Raw genomic sequence first — 12,477 nt, 5'->3', positions numbered from 1 at the left:
CTAGTTTTTTATAACTATCCGAAACAGATCAGAAGTTCAATCTATTCAACTAACATGATTGAATCCTTTAATAATGTTGTTAAGCGCAAAGCCAAACCTAAAGCAGAGTTTCCAAATGAACAGTCGCTTGATACTTTCATTGGAATACAAGCAATGAGCTACAATGATCGATATTTCAAGCGAATTCATAAAGGCTTTGGTCAAGTACAAGACACTCTAGAATCCTATTTTGAATAAATAATTAATTAAAAAAATCAATCTACGAGAAAGATTTATTTACACAAAAGATTTGACAGTTTCTTAAGAGGTGACATATATGAGCGAAACGGCTAATTTTAACATGAAACTTCCTAAAAGTATGAAAGAGGAAGCACAGGCTACTTTTAAATCTATGGGAATGGATATGGCAACGGCTACTAGATTTTTTTATACTGCTGTGATTCAACAACAAAAACTACCATTTACACCTAAAGCTGATAATGGTGCTTTAGAAGTTATTAAAGAAATGCATGATGAAAAAAGTAATGGTAAAGAATATTCTTCAGCAGAAGATTTTAGTAAAAACTGGCTAAAGGATTTAAATTAATGAAAGTTATACCTAAAAAGTATTTTTTAAGGACCGCCAAGAAGTATAAAAAGAAACATTATGACTTAACTAAAGTTAATAAAATAGTAGAACTAATTGAAGCTGAGAATTTCAAAGAATTAAAAGAAAAGCATAAATTAGGAGTGATACACGGAACACATCCGCCACTGTATCATGTTCATGTTGATAGATCTTATAATGATGATTGGTTATTATTTTATGCACTAAGAGCAAACAGTTAGGAGAAAGAAAAAAGAATACCTTCCCATCTATTGATGAGGGGATGAATTTGGTCTTTCTCCTGCTTTTTTATCTAAATTTATTCTTTCGATGGTAAAATTAAATACGCAAATAATATCGTTATCTTCAGGAGATGAAATTATGGCTTTTAAAACTAAGCTGGCTGAGCAGGAAATTCAGCTTGGCACTAGAAAATATCGCATTTATCCAGAGGGCGAAGAAATCGCCTGGATTTGGCAGCTGTTTGGAGCTAACCGCTTTGTCTGGAACCAATTTGTAGCTGCTTTTGAGGCACGCTATGAGGCTAATCCTCAGCTTAAGTTTCCTAAGATTGGGATCTTGAAGAGCTGGCTACCTTTAATGCGCAAAGAGCATGAATGGCTTAAGCGAATTAACAGCACCTCCTTGCAATTTACTGTCGAGCGCTTTAGCGATGCTATGTGGGCTTTTCTGACTAAAAAGCAAGCTAAGCAAGGCAAGCCTAGGTTTAAAAGCCGTAAGTATTATTCTCAAACAGCAACGATTAAAAACGTTAAATATCAAACTAGAGCTGGCGCTCAAGCTCAGATTGAAGTGCTTAGTCCGCATCATTTAAGAATTGGCAAAAAGAATGGCATTACTTTAAGAATCAGTTCTTTGAATAATCTTAGAAATGTCAGAATCCCAAAAGCCGTCATCTCCTACCGGCAGGACTTAAACCGCTACTATATCAGCTTTTCTGTCGTGAAAGACAAGCGACAGTTGGCTCAATACAGCACTAAGAGCAAAAAGACCGGGAAAATGGTCGGCATTGATGTCGGACTGGATAAAGAGTGGCTAGTTACCAGTGATGGCCGCCGCTTTAGCGTGCCTGATACCTTTAAGCTAGAAAAAGAAATGATCAAGCGCCAAAGTCATTGCGACCACAATCGCACAGCGGTTGAGAAGCAAGTAGCTAGATTTAATCATGAATATGAAACTAAGATTGATAAGTATGATTATTATAATTGGCAGAATCTGAGAAAGACCAAAAGCAAGTACCAGCTGAAGATTAGAAACATTAGATACGACTACTTGCAAAAAGTGACAACTGAGCTGGTTAAAAGCTATGATGTGATTGCCATTGAAGATTTGAAAGTCAAGAATCTTTTAGGCAATCACAAATTGGCGCATAATATCGCTAATGCTTCTTGGGCAACGTTCAGAAGGCTGTTGGCGTATAAGTGCGAGTGGTACGGCAAGAAATTAATTGTGGTGGCGCCGCAGTATACTAGTCGCATCTGTTCGGCATGCGGCAGAAAGAATCCGCAGTTTGCGCACATGAAAACTAGAGACTGGCTGGCAGTCAGAAACTGGACTTGTCCATACTGTCAAACAGATCACGATCGAGATGAAAATGCGGCTAAGAACATCTTAGCTAGAGCAGCTAGCTAAAAGAAAATAGCAAAAACAGGCTTGGGCCAAGCCTTGCTAAGATAGGCCGACCGCTATGCTCTGGTGGGAATTAAAAAGCCACAAAGCTTAGCATATTTGAGCAGACATTTTTGAATGAAGAGCACAAGTCAGGCTGTTCGCAAAAAAGCTCTAATAAAGAGACCACCCATCTATTTGATGGGTGGTAGGTCATACAACCAGATTGGCTTGTATTGTTTTACTGATCCTCGTTTTATCATTGCTTCTTGTTAAAGAAAGTAATGATCATTGATAGTTATTTTCTTTGATTATTTGCAATCACGATAGAAATAGATATCAGCTTTTCCTTCTTGAGCAGTGCCACGATAGTCGCGGTTATTAAAACCACCGATTTCAAAGCTATTTTTTAAATAAAACAAACAAGCTGATAAATTATTATCTTGAGCAATCGTATATACGCCTTGTAACTTCAATTGATGAGCTTCGTTTAACGCTGCCTTGATCAAACGACTGCCAATATGTTTTCCGCGATATTTTTGATCAACCTTTAGGTCATCTAAATATAAATACTTGAACATGGCCCTGTTCTAAAATAGCAATGCCGATGCATTGATCATGATCGTAAGCACCCAGGTAGATTGTATTAGGATCATATTGATAATCATAGTTAGGAAAACATTGCTGACTTGTATGTTTAAACTTTTGAATATGATAGTCCCATTTTCCCTCAGTTAAACTAGGAACCAATTTTCCCCATATTTGAAAAGGTTCATTGGGATGATTAATGTCATTTTTATTATTTTCGGTTATTCTTTTAATAGTAATCATAGTTCTATTTTCTCATAATTTTAGTAACAAAAAACGCTGACGGTTGTCAGCGTTTCTTAGATAATAGAATAAGTTAAAAAGATAGGTTAAAATCTTAATTTACTTTACTTGTCTTCATAACCCTTTGGGTGGTTTTGGTGCCACTTCCAGGCAGTTGCGATTACATCGTCAACATTTTCGTGCTTTGGTTTCCAGCCTAAAACAGTTCTTGCTTTAGTTGAATCGGCAACAAGTGAGTCAGGGTCACCGCCACGACGTGGACCCATAGTATAAGGGATGTCGATACCGGTAACTTTCTTAGCACTTTCCAAAATTTCAAGGTTGGAGTAACCATGTGCAGTACCCAAGTTGAAGACGTCTGACTTGTTGGTCTTCATCATGTGCTTTAATGCCAAAATGTGGGCGTCGATTAAGTCTTCGACTTGAACGTAGTCACGGACGTTAGTACCATCCTTAGTGTTATAGTCATCACCAAAGATAGTGAACTTGCCGTCACCAGAAAGGGCACTCTTCAAAATATTTGGAATCAAGTGAGTCTCTGGAGCATGGTCTTCACCGATTGAGCCATCGCTTGAAGCACCAGCAACGTTGAAGTAACGCAGAGCAGTATACTTAATGCCATCAGCCTTGTCAGCCCAAGCCATGATCTTTTCCATCATCATCTTGGTTTCACCATATGGGTTGATTGGGTTAAGTGGAGTATCTTCGGTGATTGGCAACTTCTTAGGAATGCCGTAAGTTGCGGCGGAACTTGAGAAGACTAAGTACTTAACGTTAGCGTCATTCATAGCCTTCAATAATGAAATCATACCAGTAACGTTATTGTCGTAGTACTTAAGGGGCTTCTTGACAGATTCCGGAACCAATGAGTAAGCGGCAAAGTGCATTACTGCATCGATTTTTTCGTCGCGCAAAATCTTGCTTACTAAGAAGGTATCTTCGATATCGCCTTGATAGAACTTAGCTTTAGGATCAATGGCCTTTCTGTGGCCAGTGTATAAAGCATCAAGGACAACAACGTCGTTGCCTGCCTTAACTAATTCGCGAACAGCGTGTGAGCCAATGTAGCCTGCACCACCGATAACTAAAACTTTCATCTATTTTCTCCTTTAATCATTATTTGCCTTTTATTTAAAATCAGTTACATTATAGCACATATTTTAGTAAATAATTTACTTATTTAAATAAATTATTTTAAAACTGGTTTAAGATGAAGGAAAACTCATGATCTTTTTCTGGATCAATATGATAAGCTGGTTCAACATCTGAGCCCCAACTATCAATTCCACCAACACCGCGAACGGCTCCAGCAATAACTAAAACGGTTCTACGCTTAAGTGGCAATTCCTCAATGTGCGTCGCGTTCTCTAATTCTTCGGCTGTATATGGTAAGCAACTGAAGTTAAATGGCTTATCAGCTTGCTTGACGTTGAGAGAAAATTCACTTTGATCATGATCCGCATTATTTGGGGTAGTATTGCGGTTAATAGTTAATTCCTCAGTTTGCATGTGCATCCCGTTCTCTTGAGGTACTAAATATCTAGTAACTGGCAAACCATCAACGTGGAAACTGCCTTTTTCCGCTCCAGCCATCCGGTCAGGATAGGTCTCACCAGACAAACCAGTATAGTCAAAGCTAGTAGCGGCCGTTGGCATAATGAAACGCATCCCAATCACAGGAATGGCAGGCAAACCTTTTTTACCATAATAATGCATGGTTACCTTAATTTGACCAGTACTATCAATATTATAAATTACTTTTACTTTAGTCGCAGGAATTGTTAATGTTTCATAGGTAAAAGTTATTTCAACCTGCTTAGCATATTCGTGATTGCTGAACTTATTATTGATGGGTGCAATTGGCAATTGATCAAAGTCATGATCATCGACTTTCAAGTGCTTGTCGATGCATTTATTAAACATATCGGCACCGAGCCATTGAACAGCCTTAAGGTTGAAGCCGCTTCCGCGGTCGTTATCGGTAGTTGCCCGCCAGAAAGTTGGCATTGGCACACGGTAGAGCCACTCTTTGCCTTTAATCTTCATTGATTCAAGACCGTTTTTTTCATAGCTAAAGATGTAGTGGAAATCTTCGCCATCAATTCCTAGTGTTGCATCACCGTAAATGATTTGTAATTGCTTATTTGTGTAATCCATAATAGTATCTCACTTCCTGCATAGCTGGCTTTGGCGTTCTGTCGGCAAACATTAAGCCATCGCCAGAAAATTCATAGTCTGAATGACGATCATCGAAGTCGCCACCGTAGCGCAAGACATCTTGTCCGCTGATTGGATCATGAACTAAGAGTGCTTGGTCGATGAAGTCCCAGATGAAGCCACCGAAGTATTGTGGGTACTGGTCAAGCAGCTTAATGTAAGAGCCCATGCCACCATCGGAGTTGCCCATGTCATGCATGTATTCACATTCCATGAATGGCTTGGCTGGATTATTCTGCAAGTATTCTTCTACTTGCTTAGGTGGCAAATACATGCAGCTTTCGACATCAGAGATTTTATCTTTTAATTCTGGCGTGTGGACAACGCCTTCGTAGTGGGTAAGACGCGAATCATCATGAGACTTATAGAACTTATTCATGGCGATAATGTTATCACCGGCATATGATTCGTTGCCTAATGACCAAAAGAGAATTGAAGTATGGTTCTTGAAGGTTTCGTAATTGCTGCGAGCCCGATCAACTACAACTTCTTTCCATTGTGGTACAGAACCAGGAACATTGTATGATGGTTCAATTGCTCCCATTTTTTGCCAGGTAGCGTGAGATTCTAGGTTGTTTTCGGCCATAACATAGATTCCGTTTTGATCACAGAGGTAATACCACGGAATTTGGTTAGGATAGTGACAGGTTCTGACAGCATTAATATTATTTTCCTTAAAGGTATGAATGTCAGAAGTCATGTCAGCTATAGTTACGCTGCGGCCGCGTTTGGCGTCCCATTCATGTCGGTTGACACCATTGATGATTAGACGTTTCCCGTTGAGTAAGACAACTTTGTCTTTATTAATCTCAATTCTTCTAAAGCCGAACTGATAAGGAACAAGTTCAACTAGATTGTCTTGCTCATCATAGATTTCAATTAATAATTGATAAAGATATGGATCATGGTTGCTCCAGAGATGAACGTCTGGAAATTCTTGATCTGTGATGGCCACAGTCTTTTGCAGTGGTTCACGCTTTTCTAATAAAGTTTGACCAGTTTCATCTTTAACTACAAGATGGAGTGAACCAGCAGCTTGGTCGGTGAAGTGCAGCTTGGCGTTGAAGACACCGTCACGGTAATTATCTTTGACTGTTGGTTTAAGGTCCATATCAGTTAAATGATTAGCAGGGATGCCAACTAGCTCAACTGAGCGGAAAATACCGGAGAAGCGGAACATATCTTGATCTTCTAGCCAAGATGAAGTACCTTGCTTGAAGACTTCTACCGCAAGAACATTGTCTTTTTCTTGCAAATATGGAGTTAAATCAAACTCTGAAGGGGTGAAGCTGTCTTCGGCATAGCCTACGAAGTGACCATTTAGCCAAACAAACATTGCTCTTTCAACGCCTTCAAAGACAATGTGGACGTGTTGCTGTTGCAGACCAGGTTCAACGTCAAAATGCTTGATGTAAGAGCCGACCGTGTTATCTTTGCCTTCACTAAAAGAGCCCTCTTCTTTATCATTTTGGTTCAGTGCATAAGCTGGCCGACGGAAGATTTTACCTTCCCAAGGAGCCAGGATATTAATATATTGATTTTGAGCAAAATCGCTTAATTCAATTTCACTTGGCACAGCAATAGTGCCAAAGCTTGAAGCGTCAAAATCTTTTTGGTAAAAGTCTTTTGGCCGACTTTGTGGATTAGGTGAGAACTTAAATTGCCAAGTGCCATTTAAACTTTGTTTAAAGCTGCTGCGCTGTTCTTGCCATTCGCGATAATTCCGGTAAAAAGGATGATCGCTGTGAGCAGGCAATTGATTAACCCTGAAAGTTTCAGGATCATCAAGCCATTTAATATTTGCTTGCATGTTATTACCTGATTTCTATAAAAAAACTACTTGGAAACGCTTTTATTATAACACGTTTATAGCTAGTTAATAAATAATTTACTGATAAAAATAAATTATTTATTATATGTGCTGTCTTGACTGCTTTGAAAGTTAGTAAATAGTTTGTATAATAAAAATAAAAACTTTATGTAAATAGAAAAGAAATAATTATGACAACAATTAAAGAGATTGCCCAAGAATCAGGTTATTCCTCGGCCACGGTTTCTCGTCTGCTTAATAATGACCCCAGCTTATCAATCACGGCAGATACTAAGAATAAAATTTTAGAAATAGCTAATAAATTAGGCTATTGGAAAGATCACCAAGAAAAGAAAATTCGTCCCACGATCGCTTTGCTTTATCGGGTAAATCACCAAGAACAGCTTCAGGATGAGTATTTTACTTCCCTTAAACAAGCATTAATTTCAACGGTAGAGCATGATGCTTTAACGGTAGAGCATGATGCTTTGAAGATGAAAACCTTCTATGATGTAGAAGACTTAATTCAGAATGCTTCTTCTTTTCAAGGCTTTATTGGTGTAGGGGCGGGACCAATTAAGGATTCTAGTTTAAAGAAACTGCATGAGGTCTTGCCTAACGGTGTTTTTGTAGATACTAATCCAGCACCTGAATTATTTGATTCTATTCGGCCTAACTTAGTTTTAACGGTGAAGAATGCCATCGATCTATTTATTAAGAATGGCTACGATCGTATCGGTTTTATTGGTGGCTGGGGACAAAAGCATAACGATATCCAAGAATTTGATGTGCGAACGACTAAATTTGCGGATTATATGAAGGCTAGAGGCAAGAGTACTGAGTGGATGTTTGTTGATGGTCCATTTGGCGTGGATAATGGCTATCGATTGGGGAAGGAAGTTCTGGCTAAGTGCAAAGATAAATTGCCCCAAGCTTTTTTGATTGCTTCTGATACTTTAGCTGTGGGCGTGTTGCAAGCATTTAATGAAGAAAAAGTAAACGTTCCCAATGATACCGTCATTTTAAGTATTAATAACAGCAACGTTGTTAAATATGTTTCACCGCCTTTATCTTCCTACAATATTAATCAGCAAGAGATGATCGATATGGCATTAGATATTTTGACGAATTTGATTATTAAGCCTGATTGGGCTCATATGGATGTTAGCATGAACACTAATTTAGTGATACGTAAGAGTTTTGTTCCCAAGGCAAAGTAAACTTTTTACTAAACAAAAAAATTTTTTAATAGAGTCTTTAAAAGAGAATGTTGATAGATAGCATTCTCTTTTTTTGTATGTTTCAGTAAATCATTTAGTGAATAAAATAATAATATTTACTACAACAACAAAAGAGTATATAGTAAGCATTGTAAACGATTTCAATAAGCGTTTAGGGGAGGAAAAGAAATGCATAGTCATAAAGTTTCGGGAAAGCAAATTGTTTCCTATGCATCGTTCTGTTTGGGTAACTTAGGTCACTCAGCCTTTTACGGTGTAATGAGTACTTACTTTATTATTTTTATTACTAGCGGGATGTTCAACGGCTTGCAACAATCAGTCGCAGACAAATTGATTGGACTGATCACTGGCTTAATGGTTGTTATCAGAATTGTTGAATTGGTAATTGACCCAATTTTGGGTAATATTGTTGACAATACTAAAACAAGATGGGGTAAATTCAAGCCCTGGATTCTAACAGGTACTGTTGTCAGTGCAGCTTTATTGTTAGTTTTATTTACAGGAATCTTTGGTTTAGCACAAAAGAGCTGGGTACTCTTTGCTATTCTATTTGTACTAATTTATATCAGTTTTGACATTTTTTATTCATTATCTGATGTTTCATATTGGGGCATGGTTCCGGCTTTGAGTGAGGATTCACATGCACGTGGTATTTATACTTCACTTGGTGCTTTTTCGGGTGCGATTGGTTGGAATGGCTTAGCAATTATCGTTGTTCCAATTGTTACAGCAGTAACCTTCGCTGTAACCGGTAAACATGAGGAAGGTGCACCTGGTTGGTTGGCCTTTGCGGCTGTAATTTCAGCTTTGGCAATTGTCAGTGCTTTAATTGTCTGCTTTGGTACTAAGGAAAAGCATAATATTATTAGAAATTCTGCCAAGCAAAAGACAACTTTGCGTCAAGTGTTTGGAGCTATCTTCCATAACGATCAGATCTTATGGCCAAGTTTAGCTTACTTGCTCTTTTCACTGGCCAACGTAATCACTTACGGTGTTTTGTTCTACATGTACAAATTCGTACTTGGCAAACCTGGTGATTTCTGGGTAGTAGGTGTCATCGCAACTATTATTGGTTTCTTTATTAGTCCATTATTCCCAATTTTGAATAAATACATTCCAAGAAAATGGTTATTCATTGGCGGACAAACTTGCATGTGTTTAGCATATCTATTGTTTATTTTTGGTCGCAGCAATATTTTCTTAATGGACTTAGGCTTAGCTTTATTAAATATTAACTTTGCACAGTTAGTAACTGTTTTGACTGTGACTGATGCAATTGAATATGGACAGCTTAAGAGTGGTCAAAGAAATGAAGCCGTTGTCTTAGCCGTTCGTCCGATGATTGATAAGTTTACTGGTGCCGTATCTAATGCCTTAGTTGGTTATGTTGCTATTGCGGCAGGGATGGCCGGTACAGCTACGGCAGCTGATATGACTGCTCATGATATTAGTACGTTTAATATTATGGCTTTGTATATTCCACTGGCTTTAGCAGTTCTATCAATTATTGTTTTCTTAAGTAAAGTAACTTTGACTGAAAAGAAGCACGCTCAAGTTGTAGAACAACTAAAGGATAAATTGGCTGAAGGCGAGATTGAAAAGGAACAAGCTGCAGTTAGTGTGAAAACTCAATCTGTCTACGCACCGGCAGATGGTAAATTAATGGCCATGTCATCAGTTGTTGATGAAAAGGGTCAACCATTCCCAGGCAAGGGCTTTGCAATTGAACCAAGCAGCGGCAAGATCTATGCACCATTTGATGGCACGATTAAGTTCACCTTTGGTACTAAGCATGCCTTCGAGATTATCTCACAAAATGGATTGCAAGTAGTTGTCCACGTTGGTTTAGGTACAGTTAACCTACGCGGTGAAGGTTTTGAAACCTATTATGATGATGGTCAAGCGGTTAAGAAGGGCGATCTGTTGCTGGGATTCGATCGTGATCTAGCTCTTAATAATGGCTATAAAGATACTGTGGTTACCTTCTACACGCAGCCAGGCAGAATTGAGAAGTCTAGTGCGATTCAAGCTGGGACAATTATTAAACATGGTGAAAAAGTAGTAGAAGTACAGTTTAAGTAAAAAAATATGACACAAACTTTAACACGCTTTTTATATGGCGGAGATTATAATCCTAATCAATGGCCTGAAGATACTTGGACCAAGGATATTAAGGTGTTCAAGCAAGCTGATTTGAATTCAGCGACGATTAACATCTTTTCATGGGCATTGCTTGAACCTGAAGAAGGCAAGTATGACTTTAGCAAGTTAGACAAGATTATTGCAGAATTGTCTGAGGTTAATTTTGACATTGTATTAGGTACCTCAACAGCTGCGATGCCAGCTTGGATGTTCAAAAAATATCCGGATGTTGCCCGCGTTGATTATCAAGGCAGACGTCATGTTTTCGGACAGCGTCACAACTTCTGCCCTAATAGTAAAAACTATCAAAGATTAGCTGGTGAGTTAGTAGAGAAGCTCGCTGAGCGCTATAGCAATAATCCACATATTGTGGTTTGGCACGTTAATAATGAATATGGCGGCAACTGTTATTGCGAGAATTGTCAGAACGCTTTTCGTGAATGGCTAAAAAATAAGTATCAGACTTTAGATAATTTAAATCATGCTTGGAATATGAATGTTTGGAGTCATACTATCTATCATTGGGATGAAATTGTCGTACCAAATGAACTAGGGGATGCTTGGGGTCCAGAAGGAACCGAGACGATTGTCGCTGGCATGTCGATTGACTATCTGCGTTTCCAATCCGAGAGTTTACAAAATCTATTTAAGTTAGAAAAACGAATTATTAAGAAATATGACCCAGAAACGCCAGTGACAACTAATTTTCATAGTTTGCCAAATAAGATGATTGATTATCAAAAATGGGCTAAAGATCAGGATATTATCTCTTATGATTCTTATCCAACCTATGATGCTCCAGCTTATAAGCCGGCCTTTCTTTATGACTTAATGCGCTCACTCAAACACCAGCCATTCATATTAATGGAATCGGCACCTTCACAGGTTAACTGGCAGCCTTATAGTCCACTGAAGCGTCCAGGTCAAATGGTAGCAACGGAATTGCAAGCTGTAGCTCATGGTGCGGATACCGTGCAGTTCTTCCAGTTGAAGCAAGCAGTTGGTGGCTCTGAAAAATTCCATAGTGCTGTAATTGCGCACTCACAGAGAACGGATACCAGAGTATTTAAGGAATTAACTGCCTTAGGAAAAAAGCTGAAAAAGGCTGGTCCAACTATCTTGGGTTCAAAGACTAATGCTAAAGTGGGGATCATCTTTGACTGGAGCAACTTCTGGTCTTATGAATTCGTTGATGGCATTAGCCAAGATATGAACTATGTTGAGTCAATTTTGGATTATTACCGTAAATTTTATGAACGCAATATTCTAACTGATATTATTAGCGTCGATGATGATTTCAGTAAATATGATCTGTTGGTAGCACCAGTTTTATACATGGTTAAGCCTGGATTAGGAGAAAAGATTAACGACTATGTCAAACAGGGTGGCAATTTTGTTACTACCTATATGTCTGGTATGGTTAATGAAACGGATAACGTTTATTTAGGTGGCTATCCTGGTCCACTTAAGGATGTAACAGGCATCTGGGTGGAGGAAAGCGACGCAGTTGTGCCAGGGCATAAGACGACTGTTTCCTTGAATGGTCAAACTTATAATGCAGGCTTCATCTGTGACTTGATTCATTCAGGGGATGCTAAGGTTTTAGCCAAATATGCCAACGAGTTTTATGCTGGCACGCCTGCTATAACTGAGAATGAATATGGTCAAGGCAAGACATGGTATGTTGGTACCAGACTAGATCATCAAGGCTTAACACAGTTGTTTAATCATATTGTGTTGTCTACTGGGGTTAAATCCTTAGTAGGTGATAGTCATAAGTTAGAGGTGACTAAGCGTGTTACCCAAGATGGCAAGAAATTGTACTTCGTTTTGAACATGAGCAATGAAGAACGAGAATTGCCAACTGAATTTAATAATTATCCAAATTTATTAACTGGTGAATTAGCTCAAGTTAAGATGAGAGCTTGGGACGTGCAAGTTTTGGTTAAATAGAATAATTATTTATTCAAGTAAACTATTTACTAAATAGAATAAATGTCATATACTATTATTTGAAAACG

General features: G+C 38.4%; 10 protein-coding genes and 1 pseudogene. 7 read left to right on the top strand and 4 right to left on the bottom strand.

Annotation, left to right across the window (positions count from 1 at the left end; all coding sequences use genetic code 11):
- The 4 genes from BLP58_RS08290 to BLP58_RS08275 form a co-directional block, all read left to right on the top strand.
- Positions 1–237 (top strand): transposase (locus tag BLP58_RS08290; protein ID WP_143000333.1); only part of this gene is annotated, 237 nt, incomplete at its 5' end.
- Between the two features lie 79 nt (positions 238–316).
- Positions 317–586, top strand: coding sequence for a type II toxin-antitoxin system RelB/DinJ family antitoxin (locus tag BLP58_RS08285; protein WP_013853783.1), 270 nt, complete (start codon positions 317–319; stop codon positions 584–586).
- Positions 586–828, top strand: a complete 243-nt coding sequence (locus BLP58_RS08280) for a type II toxin-antitoxin system YafQ family toxin (RefSeq protein WP_013853784.1) — start codon at positions 586–588, stop codon at positions 826–828. Before BLP58_RS08285 ends, BLP58_RS08280 begins: the two co-directional genes overlap by 1 nt.
- A gap of 139 nt (positions 829–967) precedes the next feature.
- Positions 968–2,239 (top strand): RNA-guided endonuclease InsQ/TnpB family protein, encoded by a 1,272-nt coding sequence (locus tag BLP58_RS08275; protein ID WP_074484264.1) that lies wholly within the window; start codon positions 968–970, stop codon positions 2,237–2,239.
- A 287-nt stretch (positions 2,240–2,526) separates the two neighbouring features.
- Here BLP58_RS08275 and BLP58_RS08270 read toward each other — a convergent pair.
- The 4 genes and pseudogenes from BLP58_RS08270 to BLP58_RS08255 form a co-directional block, all read right to left on the bottom strand.
- Positions 2,527–3,046 (bottom strand): annotated as a pseudogene (locus tag BLP58_RS08270) (GNAT family N-acetyltransferase).
- A gap of 104 nt (positions 3,047–3,150) precedes the next feature.
- Entirely contained in the window at positions 3,151–4,143 is a 993-nt protein-coding gene (gene galE / locus BLP58_RS08265) for a UDP-glucose 4-epimerase GalE (RefSeq protein WP_013853786.1), read from the bottom strand.
- A gap of 97 nt (positions 4,144–4,240) precedes the next feature.
- A complete protein-coding gene (locus tag BLP58_RS08260) occupies positions 4,241–5,203 on the bottom strand; it encodes a beta-galactosidase small subunit (RefSeq protein ID WP_013853787.1) in 963 nt (320 codons plus the stop codon).
- Entirely contained in the window at positions 5,187–7,073 is a 1,887-nt protein-coding gene (locus BLP58_RS08255; protein WP_013853788.1) for a glycoside hydrolase family 2 TIM barrel-domain containing protein, read from the bottom strand. The genes BLP58_RS08260 and BLP58_RS08255 overlap by 17 nt, the downstream gene beginning before the upstream one ends.
- Positions 7,074–7,264: 191 nt before the next feature.
- Between BLP58_RS08255 and BLP58_RS08250 the strand changes: the two genes are divergently transcribed.
- The 3 genes from BLP58_RS08250 (at position 7,265) to BLP58_RS08240 (ending at position 12,409) form a co-directional block, all read left to right on the top strand.
- Positions 7,265–8,293, top strand: a complete 1,029-nt coding sequence (locus tag BLP58_RS08250) for a LacI family DNA-binding transcriptional regulator (RefSeq protein WP_013853789.1) — start codon at positions 7,265–7,267, stop codon at positions 8,291–8,293.
- Between the two features lie 189 nt (positions 8,294–8,482).
- The gene (locus BLP58_RS08245; protein ID WP_013853790.1) at positions 8,483–10,396 is read left to right on the top strand and encodes a sugar MFS transporter; all 1,914 of its coding nucleotides are present in this window, start codon (positions 8,483–8,485) and stop codon (positions 10,394–10,396) included.
- A 6-nt stretch (positions 10,397–10,402) separates the two neighbouring features.
- Entirely contained in the window at positions 10,403–12,409 is a 2,007-nt protein-coding gene (locus BLP58_RS08240; protein WP_013853791.1) for a beta-galactosidase, read from the top strand.
- Positions 12,410–12,477 lie beyond the last annotated feature (68 nt).

Source organism: Lactobacillus kefiranofaciens (assembly GCF_900103655.1).
Lineage (GTDB): Bacteria > Bacillota > Bacilli > Lactobacillales > Lactobacillaceae > Lactobacillus > Lactobacillus kefiranofaciens.
Note: the sequence above shows the minus strand (reverse complement) of the source record. Positions and strands in the feature narration are given on the sequence as shown.

Bases quoted from the DNA above. Each gene is read 5' to 3' on its own strand.
- BLP58_RS08285 (WP_013853783.1), top strand. From the start codon at position 317: ATGAGCGAAACGGCTAATTTTAACATGAAACTTCCTAAAAGTATGAAA.
- BLP58_RS08280 (WP_013853784.1), top strand. From the start codon at position 586: ATGAAAGTTATACCTAAAAAGTATTTTTTAAGGACCGCCAAGAAGTAT.
- BLP58_RS08275 (WP_074484264.1), top strand. From the start codon at position 968: ATGGCTTTTAAAACTAAGCTGGCTGAGCAGGAAATTCAGCTTGGCACT.
- galE (WP_013853786.1), bottom strand. From the start codon at position 4,143: ATGAAAGTTTTAGTTATCGGTGGTGCAGGCTACATTGGCTCACACGCT.
- BLP58_RS08260 (WP_013853787.1), bottom strand. From the start codon at position 5,203: ATGGATTACACAAATAAGCAATTACAAATCATTTACGGTGATGCAACA.
- BLP58_RS08255 (WP_013853788.1), bottom strand. From the start codon at position 7,073: ATGCAAGCAAATATTAAATGGCTTGATGATCCTGAAACTTTCAGGGTT.
- BLP58_RS08250 (WP_013853789.1), top strand. From the start codon at position 7,265: ATGACAACAATTAAAGAGATTGCCCAAGAATCAGGTTATTCCTCGGCC.
- BLP58_RS08245 (WP_013853790.1), top strand. From the start codon at position 8,483: ATGCATAGTCATAAAGTTTCGGGAAAGCAAATTGTTTCCTATGCATCG.
- BLP58_RS08240 (WP_013853791.1), top strand. From the start codon at position 10,403: ATGACACAAACTTTAACACGCTTTTTATATGGCGGAGATTATAATCCT.